This window comes from Bradyrhizobium sp. Leo78 (assembly GCF_059512425.1).
In genome coordinates this window covers 90,097-107,082 of the sequence record NZ_JCAMOT010000008.1, presented here as the reverse complement: position 1 = coordinate 107,082, position 16,986 = coordinate 90,097, and the positions used below count along the sequence as shown (strand labels likewise).

27 protein-coding genes are annotated in these 16,986 nt (G+C 65.5%); 3 read left to right on the top strand and 24 right to left on the bottom strand.

The annotated features are described in order from the left end of the window. Positions 1–37: 37 nt before the first annotated feature. The 24 genes from AC5ZG1_RS12810 to AC5ZG1_RS12695 form a co-directional block, all read right to left on the bottom strand. On the bottom strand, positions 38–259 hold the full coding sequence (locus AC5ZG1_RS12810; protein WP_496133076.1) for a helix-turn-helix domain-containing protein: 222 nt from the start codon (positions 257–259) through the stop codon (positions 38–40). After that, on the bottom strand, positions 256–1,290 hold the full coding sequence (locus AC5ZG1_RS12805; protein WP_496133075.1) for a UvrB/UvrC motif-containing protein: 1,035 nt from the start codon (positions 1,288–1,290) through the stop codon (positions 256–258). Before AC5ZG1_RS12805 ends, AC5ZG1_RS12810 begins: the two co-directional genes overlap by 4 nt. After that, positions 1,290–1,877 carry a hypothetical protein gene (locus tag AC5ZG1_RS12800; RefSeq protein ID WP_496133074.1) on the bottom strand — a complete coding sequence of 196 codons (588 nt, stop codon included), beginning with the start codon at positions 1,875–1,877 and terminating at the stop codon, positions 1,290–1,292. Before AC5ZG1_RS12800 ends, AC5ZG1_RS12805 begins: the two co-directional genes overlap by 1 nt. After that, positions 1,874–2,188 carry a DUF4406 domain-containing protein gene (locus tag AC5ZG1_RS12795; RefSeq protein ID WP_496133073.1) on the bottom strand — a complete coding sequence of 105 codons (315 nt, stop codon included), beginning with the start codon at positions 2,186–2,188 and terminating at the stop codon, positions 1,874–1,876. The genes AC5ZG1_RS12800 and AC5ZG1_RS12795 overlap by 4 nt, the downstream gene beginning before the upstream one ends. Then, positions 2,185–2,400: a hypothetical protein gene (locus AC5ZG1_RS12790; protein WP_496133072.1), complete on the bottom strand. Its 216-nt coding sequence runs from the start codon at positions 2,398–2,400 to the stop codon at positions 2,185–2,187. The genes AC5ZG1_RS12795 and AC5ZG1_RS12790 overlap by 4 nt, the downstream gene beginning before the upstream one ends. Then, a complete protein-coding gene (locus AC5ZG1_RS12785) occupies positions 2,397–2,861 on the bottom strand; it encodes an RNA methyltransferase (RefSeq protein WP_496133071.1) in 465 nt (154 codons plus the stop codon). The genes AC5ZG1_RS12790 and AC5ZG1_RS12785 overlap by 4 nt, the downstream gene beginning before the upstream one ends. 64 nt (positions 2,862–2,925) lie before the next feature. Continuing rightward, positions 2,926–3,261, bottom strand: a complete 336-nt coding sequence (locus tag AC5ZG1_RS12780) for a hypothetical protein (RefSeq protein WP_496133070.1) — start codon at positions 3,259–3,261, stop codon at positions 2,926–2,928. A gap of 60 nt (positions 3,262–3,321) precedes the next feature. After that, on the bottom strand, positions 3,322–3,468 hold the full coding sequence (locus AC5ZG1_RS12775; protein WP_496133069.1) for a hypothetical protein: 147 nt from the start codon (positions 3,466–3,468) through the stop codon (positions 3,322–3,324). A gap of 73 nt (positions 3,469–3,541) precedes the next feature. Further along, positions 3,542–3,805 (bottom strand): hypothetical protein, encoded by a 264-nt coding sequence (locus AC5ZG1_RS12770; protein ID WP_496133068.1) that lies wholly within the window; start codon positions 3,803–3,805, stop codon positions 3,542–3,544. Positions 3,806–3,807: 2 nt separating this feature from the next. After that, a complete protein-coding gene (locus AC5ZG1_RS12765) occupies positions 3,808–4,161 on the bottom strand; it encodes a hypothetical protein (protein WP_496133067.1) in 354 nt (117 codons plus the stop codon). A gap of 54 nt (positions 4,162–4,215) precedes the next feature. Then, positions 4,216–4,764, bottom strand: coding sequence for a hypothetical protein (locus tag AC5ZG1_RS12760; protein WP_496133066.1), 549 nt, complete (start codon positions 4,762–4,764; stop codon positions 4,216–4,218). Positions 4,765–4,796: 32 nt separating this feature from the next. Beyond that, complete coding sequence (locus AC5ZG1_RS12755; protein ID WP_496133065.1) at positions 4,797–5,099, bottom strand: hypothetical protein; 303 nt, start codon at positions 5,097–5,099, stop codon at positions 4,797–4,799. A 55-nt stretch (positions 5,100–5,154) separates the two neighbouring features. After that, complete coding sequence (locus tag AC5ZG1_RS12750; RefSeq protein ID WP_496133064.1) at positions 5,155–5,397, bottom strand: hypothetical protein; 243 nt, start codon at positions 5,395–5,397, stop codon at positions 5,155–5,157. Between the two features lie 71 nt (positions 5,398–5,468). Then, on the bottom strand, positions 5,469–6,062 hold the full coding sequence (locus tag AC5ZG1_RS12745; RefSeq protein ID WP_496133063.1) for a hypothetical protein: 594 nt from the start codon (positions 6,060–6,062) through the stop codon (positions 5,469–5,471). 89 nt (positions 6,063–6,151) lie between these two features. Then, a complete protein-coding gene (locus AC5ZG1_RS12740) occupies positions 6,152–6,796 on the bottom strand; it encodes a hypothetical protein (RefSeq protein ID WP_496133062.1) in 645 nt (214 codons plus the stop codon). A gap of 65 nt (positions 6,797–6,861) precedes the next feature. Further along, positions 6,862–6,996, bottom strand: a complete 135-nt coding sequence (locus AC5ZG1_RS12735; protein ID WP_496133061.1) for a hypothetical protein — start codon at positions 6,994–6,996, stop codon at positions 6,862–6,864. Positions 6,997–7,122: 126 nt separating this feature from the next. After that, entirely contained in the window at positions 7,123–8,724 is a 1,602-nt protein-coding gene (locus AC5ZG1_RS12730; RefSeq protein WP_496133060.1) for a hypothetical protein, read from the bottom strand. Further along, positions 8,721–8,954 carry a hypothetical protein gene (locus AC5ZG1_RS12725; protein ID WP_496133059.1) on the bottom strand — a complete coding sequence of 78 codons (234 nt, stop codon included), beginning with the start codon at positions 8,952–8,954 and terminating at the stop codon, positions 8,721–8,723. The genes AC5ZG1_RS12730 and AC5ZG1_RS12725 overlap by 4 nt, the downstream gene beginning before the upstream one ends. Then, on the bottom strand, positions 8,951–9,208 hold the full coding sequence (locus AC5ZG1_RS12720; RefSeq protein ID WP_496133058.1) for a hypothetical protein: 258 nt from the start codon (positions 9,206–9,208) through the stop codon (positions 8,951–8,953). Before AC5ZG1_RS12720 ends, AC5ZG1_RS12725 begins: the two co-directional genes overlap by 4 nt. A 17-nt stretch (positions 9,209–9,225) precedes the next feature. Beyond that, complete coding sequence (locus AC5ZG1_RS12715; protein WP_496133057.1) at positions 9,226–9,615, bottom strand: hypothetical protein; 390 nt, start codon at positions 9,613–9,615, stop codon at positions 9,226–9,228. After that, complete coding sequence (locus AC5ZG1_RS12710; RefSeq protein WP_496133056.1) at positions 9,612–9,806, bottom strand: hypothetical protein; 195 nt, start codon at positions 9,804–9,806, stop codon at positions 9,612–9,614. The genes AC5ZG1_RS12715 and AC5ZG1_RS12710 overlap by 4 nt, the downstream gene beginning before the upstream one ends. 64 nt (positions 9,807–9,870) lie before the next feature. Next, complete coding sequence (locus AC5ZG1_RS12705; protein WP_496133055.1) at positions 9,871–10,119, bottom strand: hypothetical protein; 249 nt, start codon at positions 10,117–10,119, stop codon at positions 9,871–9,873. Between the two features lie 40 nt (positions 10,120–10,159). Next, a complete protein-coding gene (locus AC5ZG1_RS12700; RefSeq protein WP_496133054.1) occupies positions 10,160–10,405 on the bottom strand; it encodes a hypothetical protein in 246 nt (81 codons plus the stop codon). A gap of 144 nt (positions 10,406–10,549) precedes the next feature. After that, complete coding sequence (locus AC5ZG1_RS12695; protein WP_496133053.1) at positions 10,550–11,194, bottom strand: hypothetical protein; 645 nt, start codon at positions 11,192–11,194, stop codon at positions 10,550–10,552. 582 nt (positions 11,195–11,776) lie between these two features. On the opposite strand from AC5ZG1_RS12695, the gene AC5ZG1_RS12690 reads away from it, so the two are divergent. From AC5ZG1_RS12690 to AC5ZG1_RS12680, 3 genes are all read left to right on the top strand, one after another. Beyond that, the gene (locus AC5ZG1_RS12690; protein WP_496133052.1) at positions 11,777–12,301 is read left to right on the top strand and encodes a hypothetical protein; all 525 of its coding nucleotides are present in this window, start codon (positions 11,777–11,779) and stop codon (positions 12,299–12,301) included. After that, positions 12,301–12,588 (top strand): hypothetical protein, encoded by a 288-nt coding sequence (locus AC5ZG1_RS12685; protein WP_496133051.1) that lies wholly within the window; start codon positions 12,301–12,303, stop codon positions 12,586–12,588. The genes AC5ZG1_RS12690 and AC5ZG1_RS12685 overlap by 1 nt, the downstream gene beginning before the upstream one ends. Before the next feature lie 321 nt (positions 12,589–12,909). Then, on the top strand, positions 12,910–16,974 hold the full coding sequence (locus AC5ZG1_RS12680; protein WP_496133050.1) for a helicase-related protein: 4,065 nt from the start codon (positions 12,910–12,912) through the stop codon (positions 16,972–16,974). Positions 16,975–16,986: the final 12 nt, after the last annotated feature.

The following is a 16,986-nucleotide window of genomic DNA, read 5'->3' as shown; positions in this document are numbered from 1 at the left end:
TGGTTGACCAGCTTGAATTTTCAGGTCACGACCCCGCCTACAGGTCGCTTCCCACCTTGATTTTCGTCATCGCGCGCTTGCGCTTCGGCGCCGGCAGGACAGAAAAGCCCGTCGGCACAAGCCAGATCGGGCCCTTCTTCTCGGCGCCCGGGATCCGGTCGGCCTCGGCCAGCGCCTGGATCCGGCGCGGCGTCACGCCGTGGGCGGCGGCCGCCTCGCGGACAGTGAGCTGCTTGGGAGGGATGGCGCCGAAGGTCATGAGGCCGCCTTCTCGCCGGCCAGGGCGATGATCTCGTTGGGCTCGTGGCGCCAGTTGCGCACCTCGGCGGCGGTGAACCGGCCGGCCTTGATCTTGTCGGCGGTGTAGCCGCAGAAGCCGGCGCAGTGATACGCCTTGTGCTCCTTGTGCCAGACCACGAACAGCTCGGGATTGCCCGGGAACAGGATGTCGCGCAGCACGGCCGCGCGCTCGAAATTCATCGCCTCGGTGGCCTTCGACAGCTCGCGCTCCAGGCGCTTGCGGCGCTCGCGCGCGTTGCGCTTGATGCGCAGGTTCTCGGGCCGGCGTGTGAAGATTTCGCTTTGGCTCTTGTTGTTGAGGCCATGCGTCCCGGTGACGACAAACCACATGCCGCCATTGGTATAGGCGGTTCCGGACAGGATGCGGCCCTTGTAGTCGGTGAACCAGACGCGCGCGCCGTGCTCGATCCGGCCGCCATCCGCCGCGCGGCGGTGGTATTCGCTGATGTGCTCGGGACCGAAGTGCGTGTTTTTTCGGTACTTCTCCTCGATGACTTCCATCGCCGTGGCGTCGGAGCGTCGATCAGCATCCGGCGGCACGAATTGGTAGCCGGTGAACACGTTCAGCAGGTAATCGCGGATCCGGCGGCGCGTGCGCTCCATCTCGATGCGCAGCAGGTACGGCATGTGCTTTTCCTGGTCGTACTGGTAGCGGCCGCCGTGGTCAGGCCGTTCCGGTGCGTTCACGTTCTGGAAGAAGTCGAGTTCGATGTGCCGGCCAGAGATTTTCAGATCGGCTTGCAGATCGCCCTTGGTGCAGTAGCGCGCGTCGTTGGTGGTGAAAATGTGGGTGCCGACTTGGGTGGTCCATCCCAGGCGGTGCAGCGTCTGCACGATGCACGCGAACACGTCGCGCTTGAACTGGCGCTCCCAGGCCGTGCGCTGATCCCAGGTCATGGTGGGGTTCAAGCCTTCCTCCCACACGGCAAGCGCGGCGTCATGGAAATGGATCGTTCCGGCGCGGTCGATGCGCCCCTTGGTCATGGTCATTACATCAGCTCCAGGCAACGGTTGCGCAGCGCGAACGCCTCGGTGGCAGTGGGCTGTCTCGACTCGGGATAGGCAACCTCGGTGGCGCCGGCCGGAAGGTAGAGCTCGGACGTGGGCTGCGTGTCGGCGAACTGCAGCAGGCCGATCATGAGGGGTTCCTGGCGCTCCGCGTTCACCTGCAGCGTGTGGATCTCGTAGGGGTGGACGAAGTAGGAGGAGCCACGATTGTGGATTTCGACTTTCCTCGTCAGGTCGCAGGTGCGGTCATAGAGGCGCCTGCGGCTCTCGGCGCGGTAGGTGTAGCGGGTCCACTCGGTGCCGGCCGTCTCCAGGAAACGGATGTGGCGCAGCTCGCCGGCCAGCACGACGCTCGAGAACGGGTAGCGGTGCGAGTGCGGGTGGACGAGGTAGCCGCTGTTCGGGTTGGCCGGCCGCTCGAGCAGGTAGATTTTCGCGGTCAGGCGCGGCGAGCGGTGCAGACACAGGTAGTTCATGCCGTCGACGTGGTGATTGATCGTCGAGTGCTGCGCCATCTCGGCAGGGTCCATCTGCTCGAGCAGCGTGCGGAAGATGTTGAAGTCGTTCATTCCTTTCCTTGGTTGGTAGCGGGGTCGAGCACGATGACGTGCATGCCAAGCTGCGTTGCGATGTGATGCTCCAGGGTGGCGCCGCGCGACTTCTCCCAGCCGGGCAGAAGCGCGATGGCCTCGCACGTCACCAGCTCGGCGATGTCGTCGCGCATGCACGCGGCCCAGCCTTTGGTCGGGTCGGAGTTGATCTCGGCCGGGTTCACCACGTCGTGCCCGTCAGCGCGCAGGCGCGCCGCCTCGGCGTGGAAGGCCGGAAAATTAAGGTCTTGGATTCCGGTCATAGGGCCGGCGATGTATATGCGCGTCATTCCTTTCCTTGGTTGGGGGCCAGCGCGGCGCGGCCGGCGTCGGTGATCTGGTCGGTGCGCCAGTCGATGTAGCCGCGCTTGACCAGGGCGACCCGAGTCAGCGCGGCGCCGCCGCTGGCGCTCATGCCGTTGATGCGGTGATACAGGCCACGGCCGGCGGCCGCTTCCTCGAGCATCGAGCGCATGGCTGGGGACAGGCGGCCGGCGCTCATGGCAGCGGCCTCGCGGCGCGCGCCGATTCCTTCGCCATTCGGTCGTACAGCACGACGTTGACCGTGGCGGCGAGGTTCATGCAGTAGTTCGTCGGCACGTACACAACGTCGCGGCACTTCGCGACGATGGCGGCCGGCAGCGAGCCGTCCTCGGGCCCGAACAGGTAGAACGCGCGCTCCGGATGCGTGTAGCTCGTCAGCGGCCGCGCATTCTTGACGAGCTCGATTGCCACGGGCACGCAGCCGTAGGGAATGACGGACAGCAGGTCGTTGGTCTCGATCATCGGAATGTGGCGCCACGCATCCTGGGTGTCGGTCGGCGCCTTGCGGAAACGCGGGCCCTGCATGGCGAGCATCGCCGCGCCGTAGCAGCCGGCGGCGCGCAGCGCGGACCCGGCGTTGAGCGAATTTTTCGGGCTGTAGAGGCCGATGGCGGCGTAGCCCCGGGTGGTCGGTTTCATAGGTTCCTTGGGCGCGCCGTTGGCCGGCGCTTGTCGTTGGCCCGGCAACCGTCCGGGCGGCGGGTTAAAGCGGGCGCTGCGGGCCGAGCTTCCGGAGGCAGGCCAGCAGGAAGGCCCCGCCGATCTTCTCGGGCGGCTGGCGCGCGAAAGCGGCATCGTTGTAGATGGCCTCGATCATGCTAATCGAGATGCGCTGCCAATCGAGGGACACCGGCGCGTCAAGAGCGTCGCGGATCATGTCAGTCTGCGCTTCGCCCGCGTCGCGGTCTTCGGCGATGGCCTCCGCCAGCTCGCCGATGGTTTTGCAGACGGGCGGCGTGGATCCCGGGCGCGCGGGGGCGGCATGGGCGGCGCCGGCGAACACCAGCGCGGCGATGGCGGTCAGTATCAGTTTTTTCACGTCCTTTCTCCTGCGCGCCGTAGCGCTCGGTGGTGCCGCGCGGCCGGCGCGGCGGCGGTGCTACGCAAACCACTTCAAATAGGCGAGCCAGCCGAAGCCGCCAACGAGGATCATGATGCAGAGCGTCAGGCATGCCCACTCGATGGGCGTCATCGGCTCGTCGCACTGGATGTCCTTCATGTCGTTGAGGCTGGCATTGCTTTTCATGGCGATCTCCTAATCAAATTCGGTACGTCTTTATTGTGCGCCTTGGCGAACGATTGGATCTAATTGATTGTGCTCATGTTGCTGCGCTGCTCGATAGCGGAGCGCTATCAGGCAGGCGCGCGCCGCCCAGGCGCGGGTCGTACCACGCGCCATCGGGCCGGCCGTCGCATTCCAACCAGCGGCCCCACTGGCGGCTGACCAGCACGCCCGGAATGAACTTTCGCGTGTAGGTCTTGCGCACGCGGTAGAACCATTTCCCGTCCGCGCGCTGGGCGGCCTGCTTCGTGCCGGCGTTGCCCACGGCGAAAATCGGCACACTGCCGGCGCGGCGCGGCATGATCAGCTCTCCAGGTCGTAGGACCAGTGGATGCCGCTCATCCAGCCGAACAGGATCTGAACGTGCTCCCACAACGACATGCTCGAGACCGAGACATCGATGATCGGCGGCACCTCGTCCTCGAGCAGTTCGCGCACGGCGTCGACCGACAGGATCGGCACGTGCACCTCGAGCATGTCGGTGCGCTCGGTGACGAGGGCATGGCCGGCCATGCGGCGCAGCTCCTTGGTGACGGCTTTGCGGATGTGTAGGGAACGCGGCACGGGCTGGACCCGCGCGGCGTCAATCGCCCAGGCGCCACGCTGCGCGCGCTGGCGCTGCGCCGTGGTCTGCTGGTGGGTTTTGCGGTTGATCATGATGGTTCCTTGGCGCTGGCGGCGCATGCGCGGCCCGCCGGCGCGGGCCTGAGCTTAGAAGAGGGGGTCGGTGTAAGCGTAGTCGTCGATGGGAACGGCGAGGGCGACGACCTTGACGCCTGCCGGGCGGCTATTGGCGGCTTCGTGCGCGGCCTGCTCGCTGGCGTAGCTGACCCAGATACTGTTGCCGCAATCGTACAGGTTGGCGTAGCGCTTCGGCTTCGGGGCCATGAACAGGTCATAAGGGAAGCGGTCAGGCATTACGCCACCAGCGCCGCGATAGGCCGCCGAACCGTTTTCATACATGCAGCTTGGAACGGATTGGCCTTCGATCATGACAACAACGCGCGCCTGTTCTTCGGCTTCCGGCACATGCGCTAGGAATCGCACCTTACGCCCGCACCGCGTCACCAGCGGCGCGCCAGCCTTCGCGGCTTCCAGGTCGAAGGGGATGGGCTCGGCACGCTTCGCCGGACGGCTGTAGCCAGCGAGCCATTCCAGCGCGGCCCTGCCGCCGATCACGCACCCAGCCGGGGTCTTGATGTGGTGAGTTTCACCGGTCCAGGCGATCACACTCCCGGCCGTCACTTTCTCGATCTTCATTCCTTTCCTTTGTGCGCTCGCGCGCGTGAGGGTTAGCGCTCGTCGCGCGTGGTGCAAGCCTTGCCGCAGTTGTGCGAGCCGAGCTCGGTGATGCCGATCCCGCTCACGCCGAAATATTCCTTGCCCGTCTGGCGGTCGCGGATGATGTAGATGCCGCGCTTGTCGTTGTAGGCCAACTGGTCATAGAACTTGCCGACACGCTCGACCCTGAACCGGTCTTGCTCGTTCCCGTCGACCTTCATTTGTGCAGTCGGCTGATTTACCTGCGCTCTGTATTCGTCGCTGCATCCGGCCAGCGCCAGCGCGGCGGCTGCGATCACGATCAGACGTTTCATATCCTTTCCTTGATAGGCGCCGGTATCCGACCGGCGGCGGTGCTGCGAGACCTGGTTACCCGCGATGCGCGGCCTTGTTGCGCGCGCGGTTGCGGGCCTTGAGCGACGCGCGCTTGACCTGCGCGGTCGTGCGGTCGCTGCGCTTGTTCGCGCCGGAGCCGTAGAGCATGGAGCTCGGGCCGGTCGCCAGCTCGGGCCGGCGGTTGCGCGGCGTGCGGAATACGGGGGCAGCGACTGCGGCGCCGCTGGACAGACCTGCCATCAAGGCGGCAGCGAGGAGACTGGAACGACCGAACATAGTTTCTTCCTTGTGAAGTCAGGCGACAGTGCCTGCCGTGGCCGCCTGTCACGCGGCCAGAGCCGGAGCTGTCAGTCCTCGTCGGCCTCATCTTCCTCGTCGTCGTCGGGCTCGAGGATCGACAAGAATTCTTCTTCGCTGGGGAGCGCATCCAGCTTGAAGGTGTGCAGGTGCTTGACCGGCTCGTAGCCCTGGCCGACCGGCTCGCTGGCCGTGACGCCGAAGAAGCGTTCGCCCTCGGTCAGCGGCGTCTGGTTGAAGCCCTTGAACACCTCCAGCGTGCCGGCATCCAGGTCGATGACGTAGGCCCATTCGCAAAACAGGCTGTCAGCGGCAAAGGCGGTGCTGTCCTTGAGCTTGATGCCGGGCTCGTGGTCCATCACCATCTTGAGGATGTCGGCGCCGGCGTCACGGCTCAGCCACGGCCATTGCTTCGACCAGTCCTGGATGTGCTCGGCTTCGATGCGAGCGTTCAGCTCCTCGACATCCTTGTCAGTGAGAAACTGTGCCGCGCGCACTTTTTCCGTGAAGGCCGCGCGGTCCATGTCGCGGCAGAACGTCAATGCGGTGACGCCCTGACCGGACGGGTAGCCGTCCCACTGGCCGTATTGAGCGACCTTGTATTTCCCGTCCAGCGCGACCAGCGTGAGGTGTCGAGTTCCCATTCCTTTCCTTTGCGCCCCGTGAGGCATGATTGATCAAACCAGCGAAAGCCGCTGCTCATGCCCTGCGTACAGGGCATGGACCGGGGCTATCAGCTATCGAAGCCGAACACGTAGCGGACTTGGCCGTGTTCTTCGTGCAGCCGGCGGACTTCATCGAAGAAGTATTTCAGCTCCTCTTTCAGGCCCGATTCCCAGGTGACGCGCACGTGCGTCCACGGCTGCTCGGTGCGTCCGACTTCCGGCTCCTCGATCACCACAACATCATGGCCGGAGATGCCGCCGAAGTACGAGTCCGGCGTCGATTGCTTGTCCCAGGCGTCGTACTGTTTGCGGCCGATGATGCCGGTCTTAACGACGACCGGCGCCATCTCGAACCATGCCAGCATTTCGTCGGCGGTCAGCCAGCTATGGCTGTGGTCGCCCATCCACACTTCCAAGGCATCGTTGGGCTCGTGGTACTTGCGTCGCCACTCCGGGAAGAACTCCAGGCTTGCGACGGGGTGCACGTCACCATCGTCACCATCCACCAGCACGAAATCGTCCGGCAGGCCGCGCGGCTCAGAGATGGGCGTTACAGGCTCGCCCGTGATGATTCCGGCAAAGCCGCGCCCGTTGCGCACGCCGGCCAGCACCGCGAAAAGCTGGTAGTGGCGGCTTTCTTCGTACTTGCTGGGGATGTCTACCCAAGCGGCGCCGTCGTGGCGCTGGAAAACGCCGTGAATGTCAGTTCCCAATTCCTTTCCTTTTGCGCCGTAGCGCGTTGCGTTGATGCCCCGTGAACTGGGGCAGGATTGTCAGATCAGGCGCAGGCCAGCAGCTCGCGCTCCCAGCGCGCCGACCGCCGACCATCCGAGAACATGATCCACGATGCCGCGCGGCCCTGGGCAATCGCCTCGGCCACCTGCATCGCCATTTCAAACTGGATCGCGCTCATCACTGCACCTCATCAAAAATAATCATCACAGTGATATGGTGCGCTTGCGCGAACGATAGCTCCAATTGATTGTTGCGATGTTGCATGTGCGGCCGATAGTTGCGCGCTATCAGCCGCACGCCTGCATCAATCCCAACGGTCGATGTGGTAGTCCACGGTCGTGCCGCCCGCGTGAACCGTGAATACCGCGTCCCACGGCTGGCCGGCGGAGAGCATGATGCCGGCCGCCGATGCCTCCTCGGCGCCTTCCATGCGGGCGCGCTGCGAGTAGGCTTCGATGGTGGCCCGGACCGAATGCAGCTCAGAGCGCAGGATCTCGGGGAACAAGCAACCGGACACCGCGCTGTGCGAGTCCTTGGCGCCCTCGAGCAGGAAGATCACACCCGCGCCCTGGTGCTCGAAACCTCCATTCCACATGCTGGGTTTCAGCGTGATGGCGGACACCGGATGACGCGTGCCGGCGGTCAAGCCCCAGTGTGCCGGCGTCGAGCCACCAGTGTACAAGTACCAGGAGACCGGGTTGCGTGCCTCCTCGCGGTCCCACTGCAAGATCGGGGGCGCGTCGACGTTGACGGCAGTCACCAGCGCGCAAAAGCTGGCGCGGCCGGCGGGCACGACATACTCGATGGCCTCGGCCGTGGGCAGGACGGTGCGGGCGAACTTATCCCAGGTCATCGTGACCTTGCCGACGAGGTTGGCCGGTGCCGGGCGGGCGTCTTTCGGTTTCAGGTGGCCGAACACGCCAGCGGGCGCCGGGTCATCCTCCTTCGCGGCCGGCGTCCACAGGGCCTGCACCTCGTCGAGGCGTGCGAAGCGGCGCGGCAGTGAGCGGGCAATGCCCAGTTGCTCGACCAGCTTTTCGGCCTGGGCGATGTTGCCGGCGGCGGGCGCGGCCTGGGGGCGCTGGTATTGCAGCGGGTGCATTTTGTCAGCGAATCGGCGCGCGACAGCATCCAGCGACAGGCCGCCGGCGATATCCTCGAGCAGCGTGCCGATCATGGAGCTGCGCACATGGCAGAAGCCCGCAGGCGCAGTCGCGGCGGCGCGCCAGATCAGGTTGTGGCGCCGGTTCGCGCCGCGCTTGTCCTCGAGCGACGATTGCAGCGCGGCCAGCCACTCGGCGACGCCAAGCACCTTTTCAGACCGGTACAGCGAATCCGTTTTGAGCAGCGTGACGGCCTGCGAGACGGTATGCGCGTCGAAGTCCTGCAGCGCGTTGATCAGCATGCGGCGTTCTTCGCGCTTCTCAGCCATCTTCTGATACGGGGTCTGGATCCGGCTCTTGTGGACGATGGCGGCCGGCGGCGTCACGGCGAAGTGCTGCCATCCGCCAGCGACAGGCTGGCCCCAGGTCGCTTCGGACGAATAGAACACGCCGTCGACGCCGGCCTCGTTGATGCTGGCGATCATGTTCTTGATCGCCGGCCGGTACTTGGCGGGCGCATCGTCGACGGACCACAGTGCGGGCGCCGCGATGCCTTTCTCGTCGATGGTCACGAGGCCGCCGAACGTGTTGATGAAGCGGCGGCAGGCGTGGCAGTTGTGATACTGCCGGTCGGCCTCGGGGAACGAATTCAGGAAAACCTCGAACAGCGCGGAGCTGCCGCCGGTCGTGTAGAGCGCGCCGCCGTTGGCGACGTTGGCGAGGAAACGGGCCTGGATGCGGGCGATGAAGTCCGCGTATCCGGCGTCGTGTTCATTGGTGCAGGTGTGTGCAGTGGGTTTCATACCTTTCCTTGGTTGGTGGTGCTGGGAAGATGGCCGTCTATCACGAGTTGGTGGATGGTCGGGCCGGTGGGCGCGGGGCGCAGCGCGCGGCCGATCTGCTGAAATTGCAGCAGTGGCGAACGAGCGATGCGTCGACGCATGTTCTTTATGGAGGCGATCTGGTACGGGCGCAGGCCGGGATAGTCCCGCGCGTCCTGGCGGCGGGCCTTGCGGCGTTGGTGGGCGTTCATGATGCGCGCCCGTTGTACATGGTGGGATCTCTATCGATGGCATATCGCGCTGCCTCGATCAGTTGTTGGGCCAGCATGATGGCCTCGCGGGGCGTCATGTGCATGGCGATGGCGCTCCGGTCGGGATCGCTCGGCAGGCGGTCGAACCTCAGCTTTAAGCCTTCGGACGAGTGGTGCGGGCCGCAGTGGATGGTCGGCGGCTGCACCTTCACCGGCGTGGCGGCGCGCTTGTTGAACTTTTCCTCGATTTTCATGATGGCTCCAGGTCGGATTACAGGGGGGCGCCGCACGGCTGGCGCGTGGTCTGGGCCTTGCCGGCGGCGCTACGCTGCTCGGCGAGGGCGGCTTGGTTCGCGTCGTGGCGCGCGGCGTCGATCTCCCACGGCGGCCGCGTGTCGGTCGGCAGGCGGTCGCCCGTCTCGACCAGCCGGCGGATCTCGGCGACCAGCGCCTTGGTATCCAGCAGGCGCTCGAACTTGCGGCCGATGTTGTGCGCGAGGCCGTGGACCGTGATGTCCCGGTCGTGCTCGAACAGCGTCCAGCCGTCGGCGTCGCGGCCGATGCAGAAGAAATGGCGGCCGCCGAGCTCGACGCAGCGCTCGCGCGAGCTCATGACTTTGAACTGCAGGCCCTCGCGGGTGACGAGTTTGGGTTCTTTCACGATGGTTCCTGGTTGGGGTTGTTGAGCGCGGCGTGGATCAGGTCCAGCAGCGCGGCTTTCTTCGCGCGGGCGTCGCGCTGGGCGGCGCGGGCGGACTTTCTGGAAATTCCGGGCTCGCAACCGCACGCGATCCATTGCACTTTCTCGGCGGCTATGATCGCGGCATTCAGCGCTACCGCGATGCCGGGCATCGCAGGGTGTCGGGGTTGGCTCACGATGGTTCCTGGTGGGCCCGCGCGCGGTGGGCGGGTGGTGTTAGCGCGACAGGCTCAAAGCGAGTTTCTGGTCCTGCGCGGAATCGGACAGCATGAGCTCCAGCGGCGGGATAACCCAGGTGTTGAGGTAAAGGCGGCTGGTGACCTCGAAGCCCTTGCTCTCCAGCAGATCGATCGCCTTGTTGATCTCGCTGCTACCCGGGCCGATTCCGCGCACAGAGGAGCCGAGCGCGGGCTTCTTCAGGCGGGCGGCGACTTGCTCGATGGTCTGGCGTTGGCGTTGGTTCATGTCCTTTCTCCTATGGGCCCCGCAGGGCCCGGGTGGTTGATCAGGCGGGGTACAGCTCGCGGTGCATCTGCATCCATTCGGCCGGCAGCGCGGCGACTTGCTTCTCGGCCCAGCGCTGCACCGATTCGAGATACCAGCGCGGGCGGCGCGGCGCGTGCTTGTAGGGAGCGAGACCGCAGCTCAGCCGGTTGGCGACGTAGGAAGCGCGGAACAGCACGCCGCGCACCTCGACCAGCGCGCTCCAGGCGCTGGCGTCGGGCTGGATCACTTCGCTTACGATCTTCATCTCGGTCTCCGGTATCAATCAGCACGGTTCTATGATGCGCGCGAACGAACCTTTGCGGGTTGTCAGCGCGCAACACCGGCGATTGAATTTTTCAATCGTGGCGATAGCCGCGCTCAATCGCCCCGGGTTGCCGGGGCGGCTGGATCAGGCGGCGGCCGGCAACAGGCGCCACGCGCGGGTGCTCATCTTCCGATTGAAGCCCTTCGGATCCTTGTAGTGGACCTGACCGCGCCAAACTTCGTTGGCCTCGACGGTGCCGAAGCGCTCGGTCACGCGCTTGTCTCCGACGTGGATCGGCGCGGGCCCGGCATCCTTGGCGACCTCGATCAGCGGCTTGCCGTGGTAGGCGTCGGCGATCTGCGTCATCGTGTTGGCTTGGCTGTCGCCTGCGTTGGCGCGCTGGCGCAGGGTATGAACCCGGCTATTGATCTCGTCGCGGCGCTGCCATTCCTCGGCATCGACCCAGGGCACGCGCACGTATTCGCGCTTCTCGTGGTCGTACCGGCTGGTCCTGCATGTTTCGGGATGAGCGGCGCCGGCTTCGTACTGGTCGGCCAGCGCGCGCATGTCGGCGACCTCACGGCGGATCGAGGCGACCACGCTATCCAACACGCGGCGCTCCTCCTCGACCGGGGCGAACTGGTGGCCGCTGCAAACGCCGCTGAACCAGCCACCCTGGCCGCGATCCTTCACCTCGTAGCCGTGCTTCGCGACGCGGCCGCCGGTCACGGCCTGGATGCGGCAGCAGCATTGGCAGTGGCCGCGCAGTTGAATGTTCGATTGGCTCATCACGTCTCCCAGTTACCGGCCGGTCATCGGCCACAGCTCAATGATGCGCGCGCGCGAACCATAAGACCAATTGATTGTGTTAATCGGATTTGTTGCGCGATAGCGCGCGTCATCAATATTGAGCGGGTAGCGCGGTTACCTGCACCGTCCGGTATTTCGCGGTATCGGCGCGGTATCGGTTAAGTTGATGATTTGAAAGGAAAGATACCGAGACAACCAAGATACCGTCCGGAAAAACAACCCCATAGAGACACACACCCATCGGGTGAGGGACACATGAGGACACAAAAACCCCTCACATGATCTCTCTATTATTATTTCTTGGTATCTTGGTATCTTCTTCTTCTAGGGCCATGATTTGAAAGAGAAAAGTTGGATACCAAAACCGATACCGCGCGGTATCCAGACGGCTATAGCGGTATCCACACAAATCTGAGCCTGCCCGAGCATTCACTGCGCTTCACGCGCAAGCGTGCGCACTCACGGCACCGCGTGTTGTTTCTGCGCTATTCCTGCTGCGCTGTTTGAAATTTGCGACGACCCTCGTGATAAAATTGGTCATGCTTTGATCAAGGGGCCGGGATGGTCGATTACTTCAAACGCGACGACGTGCCGGGCAAGGTCTACTTCGCTTGCGACCGCCTTCGCGCAACGCTCAGCACCGAAGCGTGCGCGGGCATGTGGCGCAAGGCCAACCACGAAGGCAGCGAGCAGCAATTCAAGTGCCGTGTGTGCCCGCTCGGCGCCGTGCATGCGGGCGAGACCGCCGCGTCCATGTCGCCGCTCAAGGGCACGACGATATGCGGGCGCTGCCATCGCATGGCCGTGCGGCTGATCCGTGCTCATATTTGCGTAAGCTGCTACAACCGCGAGCGCGAGATCGTCATCGGCAAGAACGCGAAGGGCGCAAAGCCTGTGAAGCTGCGGCCGCTGTCCAAGCGCCGCGTCTACTACCTGGAGGGCGACCAGCCCAAGATACTCCGGATGGAGCTGTCGGCCGCGACCGACGAGCTGATAGTCGCGGCGCTGCGCGACAACGACCGGCGCACGCGCTTCGCCTTCCGTGGCGAGATCCGGGGCGCGCCTTCCCAGTTGAGGCTTTGGTGATGAGCAAATCCGATCAAGATGATTTCCAGTGGCGCTTAACGCCGCACGTTTGCCGCGCGTGCTTCGGCCGCGTGCTGATGCGCGAGACGTTCGACCGGCGCAAGATTTTCCGATGCAGCAATTGCGGCGCCGAGCGCGAGGGCAACGATAGCCGCGTGATCTGCACCTGCGGTCTCAAGCTGCGCACGGGCATTGATGCCGGCGTGCGCTGCACGGTCAACGAGGACAAGTCGCCGGAGTGGCCGTCCGAGATCGTGGCCGAGCAAGTATCAAAAGCGGTTATCTGAATCAGAAACTGACTCGCAATCTGTTGTGTGAACCCCGCAGAGCTAGGAAATACGCGGGTCTCCGGGCAACCGGCAATCTTTCGGGCGCACATAGGGCGCAAGACAATCCAAAATGAGCAATCAACGGAAGGTACCCGAAGCATGATCGCTACGCCCACTACCGTGGCGGCTACTCCGGCGAGGACCAAACCGTTCACGGCGTGCTGCGCGACATCGCGGCCGGCTCCGGCCACAAGGATCTCGCGACTGCCATCTCGGTATCGGGCGCGCGCCACGGCGCCGACGACGGCAAGGACGCGCTGGGCCGCCTGAACGCCACGAATGAATCGGTCGGCCGCTACGATCGTCACCGATTCTGCTGCGCGCATGGAGGCCGGCATTGGCGAAGTGCCGCTCGACGCGAAGGATTCGGAGGTGCTGTCGGTCCAGGATCTCGACCCGATCAAGGACAACCCCGGCGGCCTGGGCTTCTCGACCGACTACAAGGCCCGGGCCGAGGACGCCGGTCTGACCGATACCGAGCTCAAGGCGGAGGCGGACAAGGCGCGCGCCGCCAAGCAGTCGCAGATGACGGACGCGCAGCGGCGCGCGGCCGTGCAGCGCGGCGAGACCGCGCGCCTTCTCCGCGACGAGCTCAAGAACATCCGAGAGCCGGCCGCGCCGGACGCCAATGCGACGCTGGCCGATGCCAAGCAGGCGGTCGAGCTGCTGCGCGCGCAGAAAAAGCTGCGCGCCATCCAGAAGAAGGCGCGCGAGGCGAGTGCGGAGATCGACCGCGCGGCCGCCGAGCCGAAAGCCTACGTGCTCGAATACAGCGCCGACCCGGACACCGACGCCAAGATCGCCGAGGACTTGAACAACGATCTGCGCACGCTGCAGACGCGCGCGTTCCTGTCCGAGTTCGAGAAGCTGGCCGGGCCCAACCCCGAGGAGACCCTGGGCAAGCATATCGGTATCGGCGCCTACAACAGCGTCAACTCGCTGGCGCTGGCCGTCGGCGGCGACGCCCTGGTTGACCGCAGCGTCGTCGACGTGCTGGGCGTGGCCGGCGCCGCGCAGGTTCTGGCGCGCCGGATCCATACCGACCTGCCGGATCAGGTAGAGCAGATCGCCGACGGCATGCAGGATTTTCACCTGCACCACTATATGCAGGCGAGCGAGGAGGCCCTGGGCACCGCGCGCGACCTGATGGACGCGGCCAAGGAAATTGAGCTCGGCGAGGCGGCGACCGGCGCCGATCTCCAAGCTGCGCAGGAGCTGAACGCGCGCCGGCGCGAGGCCGTGACCGGGGCGCAGAAGGCGCTGGGTCAGGCGCTGGGCGAGATGGAGGCGAACGCGGCCCTGGTCGTGGCGCTCAAGCAAGGCAAGAAAGATCAGTTCCAGGTTTCCCTCGGCAAGCTGGGCATCGAGGATGCCATCCGGCAGGTGCGCGCCATCGGCCTGCAGCGCGGCGACTACACCATCGACAACGTGGCCGGCGACACGTTCCTGACCGTGAACGGCGCCGGCCTTGACCGGCTGGCGAAGCCGATCCAGCGCGCCGACCTCGAGCAGGTGCGGCGCAACCTCGCCATCATCCAGGGCGAGCACGACGAGGATGGCTGGTTGCCGCTGGGCGTGTCCAACCGGCCAGACCTGGTTATGGACGTGAAGCCCGGCGTCGCGCCGCGCCTCGCTGAGCCGTTCCAGGCCGGCGCGGACCTCGAGCAGTCGCTGCGCGATTACATCGGCGGCCGCACGGCCGACGGCGATGCGCCGGGCGACATCGTGGCCGACATCCAGTCGGCGGATTTCTTCGTCAAGGCCGGCCGCGACCGGTCAGACGAATACCGCGCCGCGCTCGACGCGGTGGCGCCGCTCAAGGGCGAAGACGGCAAGATGCAGCGTGCCGAGGCTCTGGCGGAGCGGTTCGACCAGTATGCCGACCAGTTCGTCGAGCAGCGCTACGGCGGCCAGCGCTCGACGCTGAACCGCCAGAAATTCACGGTCGACCAGAAAGCGGTCGACGCGCTGCACCGCGCATTGTCGGACACGCCGGAGGGGACGGCCGCCTACAAGCAGCTCGGCGAGCTGACGCCGCAGGACCAGCGCGCGCTGCGCGAGTTCTTCTACCGCAACGTGGCGAAGGAAAGCCCGGAGGCCGCCGGCCTGCGCGCGGACCTGGAACGAATCCAGGGCGCCGAGCCGGAGAAAGAGACGCAGGATATGTTCGGCGACACGGTGACCAACCCGGATTGGTCCGAGTGGCGCCAGCAGCGCGACGAGCTCGCTGCCAAGGTCGGCGCCGCGTCCCTGACGTGGGGCAAGTACGTCGACACGATGCGCGGCAACGAGAAAGCCTACGAGGCTGTGCAGGATCTGATCCGCTCGAATGTCGCGAAGTCGTTCGCGGAAGCGCACAACCGCCTGAACCCCAGTGCGCCGATCAAGCTGGGCAAGGCCGTCATCCGCAACAACCTGAACCATCTCGACGCGACCGACCCGGCCGCGCGCGAGGAGCGCGTGAAGCGCGAGCGCGCCTTGGTCGACAGTCTGCGCGAGCGCGCCGGCGGCCGCTACGCCAGCGGCAGCGTCGCCGAGAAGCTGGACGCCGCGCGTGACCGGCAGGAGGCGTTCGAGCAGGCGCAGATGGGCTTTTTCTCGGCGCAGGACGATATGTTCGGCGGCGGCGCGGACGAGGCGCCGAAGGAAATCCAGCTCGGCGGCGACGAGCGGCACACCCTGGGCCATGAGGCCGAGCGGCAGATCGCCGGCATGATGGGCGTCGTCGGCAAGAATTTCCGGCCGGGCCAGCCGCTGCGCCTGTGGAATCCGACCATGAGCGGCGGCAAGAACGCGGCGCGCCAGCGGCTCGTCAAGATGGTTGACGCCAACAAGCGCGTGGTGGCGGCCTTCGGCACCGGCTCCGGCAAGTCGCTGCTTCAGCTCGCCTCGTTCACGCACTTGCACGGGCAGGGCAAGGTGAAGCGCGGCCTATTCCTGGTGCCGTCCATCGTTCAGGGCCAGTTCTCCGGCGAGGCGCTGCGCTACCTCGAGCCCGGCAAATTCAACTGGCACATCCAGCCGGGCGCCGGCCGCGAGGAGCGCATCGCCGCGTACAAGAACCCGGACACGCATTTCGCCGTGATGACGCACCAGTCGTTCCGGGACGACATGCTGCACCTGGGCGCTAAGCACGCTGGCGTCAGCGAGTCGGAGATGTCCGACCGGCTGAACGCGATGACCGACGACGAGCGCAAGGACTGGATGCGCGGCGTCCTGGACAAGGAGGGCATCAACTTCGATTACCTCACGGTCGACGAAAGCCAGTACACGCTGAACCGCGCCGGCAAGGAAAACTCGCGGCTCGCTAACGTGGTCGACGCGCTGTCGCACCACACGCCGTACTACCTGATGGCGTCCGGCGACCCGGTGAAAAACGACGCGTCCGAGGTCTACGACCTGATGCGCAAGATGGACCCGGCCCGCTACAACGACCGCGCGGCGTTCATGCGCCGCTACGGCGCCGACACGCTGGCGTCCAAGGACGCGCTGCGCCGGGAGATGGCGCGCTACATCTACCCGTCGAAGATCGACCCGGACGTGGCGGCCGACCGCCAGGAAATGCGCGTCGGCCTGTCCGAAGGGCAGAAGCTGGCGCTGGGCGAGCTGGACCAGCATTTCAGCACGGCGCGGCTGGCGCGCATGCAGGGCAAGGTGGACGTGACCGCCATGCGCGCGATCTCCCCGTCGTCGTTCGAGGGCGTGCCGGAGGATCAGCACGAGGCCGTCGCGCGCGATCTGCAGCAGAACCTGGGCATCCTGAAACCGTCGGCCGTGCAGCGCGTGATCAACACGCATCCGGACAACCCGAACGTCGACCAGCTCTCGCGCGTGGCGGCTGAGCGCAAGGGCAAGCCCGGCGTGGTGTTCGCGCACTCGCTCGATGCGGTGAAGATGCTGACCGAGCGCCTGGAGCGTGAAGGGCACCGCGTCGTCACCATCACCGGCGCCGACAGTGCCAAAGAAAAGGACCGCAAGCGGCAGATGTTCAACCCGGAGCAGGGCGAGGCCCAGGCCGACATCCTAGTTGCGTCCGACGCCGGCGCCACCGGCATGAATATCCAGCGCGGCCAGTGGTTGTATCAGTACGACACTCCGCAAACGGCCATGACGCACGCGCAGCGCAACGGGCGCATCTTCCGTACCGGCCAGAAGAACGACGTGGAGCTGATCGACGGCGTGCCGGATCACCCGGAAGTCCACCGCGCGCGCGACCGCCTGCGCAAGAAGTACGGGCTGCGCGAGCTGATGACGACGCCGCTGGAAGGGCTCGACGAGTCCGGTGTGGCTTACTATTTGAAACAACGTCAGGCCGACAGGGATTCACAACCATCTCTGCTTTGATTATATTCGAGA

Coding starts and splice junctions, on each gene's coding strand:
- AC5ZG1_RS12805 (WP_496133075.1), bottom strand. CDS start 1,290: ATGACCATGACCAAGGGGCGCATCGACCGCGCCGGAACGATCCATTTC.
- AC5ZG1_RS12700 (WP_496133054.1), bottom strand. CDS start 10,405: ATGAAGATCGTAAGCGAAGTGATCCAGCCCGACGCCAGCGCCTGGAGC.
- AC5ZG1_RS12685 (WP_496133051.1), top strand. CDS start 12,301: ATGAGCAAATCCGATCAAGATGATTTCCAGTGGCGCTTAACGCCGCAC.
- AC5ZG1_RS12775 (WP_496133069.1), bottom strand. CDS start 3,468: ATGAAAAGCAATGCCAGCCTCAACGACATGAAGGACATCCAGTGCGAC.
- AC5ZG1_RS12705 (WP_496133055.1), bottom strand. CDS start 10,119: ATGAACCAACGCCAACGCCAGACCATCGAGCAAGTCGCCGCCCGCCTG.
- AC5ZG1_RS12800 (WP_496133074.1), bottom strand. CDS start 1,877: ATGAACGACTTCAACATCTTCCGCACGCTGCTCGAGCAGATGGACCCT.
- AC5ZG1_RS12690 (WP_496133052.1), top strand. CDS start 11,777: ATGGTCGATTACTTCAAACGCGACGACGTGCCGGGCAAGGTCTACTTC.
- AC5ZG1_RS12730 (WP_496133060.1), bottom strand. CDS start 8,724: ATGAAACCCACTGCACACACCTGCACCAATGAACACGACGCCGGATAC.
- AC5ZG1_RS12750 (WP_496133064.1), bottom strand. CDS start 5,397: ATGTTCGGTCGTTCCAGTCTCCTCGCTGCCGCCTTGATGGCAGGTCTG.
- AC5ZG1_RS12760 (WP_496133066.1), bottom strand. CDS start 4,764: ATGAAGATCGAGAAAGTGACGGCCGGGAGTGTGATCGCCTGGACCGGT.
- AC5ZG1_RS12710 (WP_496133056.1), bottom strand. CDS start 9,806: ATGCCCGGCATCGCGGTAGCGCTGAATGCCGCGATCATAGCCGCCGAG.
- AC5ZG1_RS12770 (WP_496133068.1), bottom strand. CDS start 3,805: ATGCCGCGCCGCGCCGGCAGTGTGCCGATTTTCGCCGTGGGCAACGCC.
- AC5ZG1_RS12790 (WP_496133072.1), bottom strand. CDS start 2,400: ATGAGCGCCGGCCGCCTGTCCCCAGCCATGCGCTCGATGCTCGAGGAA.
- AC5ZG1_RS12765 (WP_496133067.1), bottom strand. CDS start 4,161: ATGATCAACCGCAAAACCCACCAGCAGACCACGGCGCAGCGCCAGCGC.
- AC5ZG1_RS12735 (WP_496133061.1), bottom strand. CDS start 6,996: ATGAGCGCGATCCAGTTTGAAATGGCGATGCAGGTGGCCGAGGCGATT.
- AC5ZG1_RS12785 (WP_496133071.1), bottom strand. CDS start 2,861: ATGAAACCGACCACCCGGGGCTACGCCGCCATCGGCCTCTACAGCCCG.
- AC5ZG1_RS12725 (WP_496133059.1), bottom strand. CDS start 8,954: ATGAACGCCCACCAACGCCGCAAGGCCCGCCGCCAGGACGCGCGGGAC.
- AC5ZG1_RS12680 (WP_496133050.1), top strand. CDS start 12,910: ATGAATCGGTCGGCCGCTACGATCGTCACCGATTCTGCTGCGCGCATG.
- AC5ZG1_RS12755 (WP_496133065.1), bottom strand. CDS start 5,099: ATGAAACGTCTGATCGTGATCGCAGCCGCCGCGCTGGCGCTGGCCGGA.
- AC5ZG1_RS12810 (WP_496133076.1), bottom strand. CDS start 259: ATGACCTTCGGCGCCATCCCTCCCAAGCAGCTCACTGTCCGCGAGGCG.
- AC5ZG1_RS12795 (WP_496133073.1), bottom strand. CDS start 2,188: ATGACGCGCATATACATCGCCGGCCCTATGACCGGAATCCAAGACCTT.
- AC5ZG1_RS12720 (WP_496133058.1), bottom strand. CDS start 9,208: ATGAAAATCGAGGAAAAGTTCAACAAGCGCGCCGCCACGCCGGTGAAG.
- AC5ZG1_RS12695 (WP_496133053.1), bottom strand. CDS start 11,194: ATGAGCCAATCGAACATTCAACTGCGCGGCCACTGCCAATGCTGCTGC.
- AC5ZG1_RS12745 (WP_496133063.1), bottom strand. CDS start 6,062: ATGGGAACTCGACACCTCACGCTGGTCGCGCTGGACGGGAAATACAAG.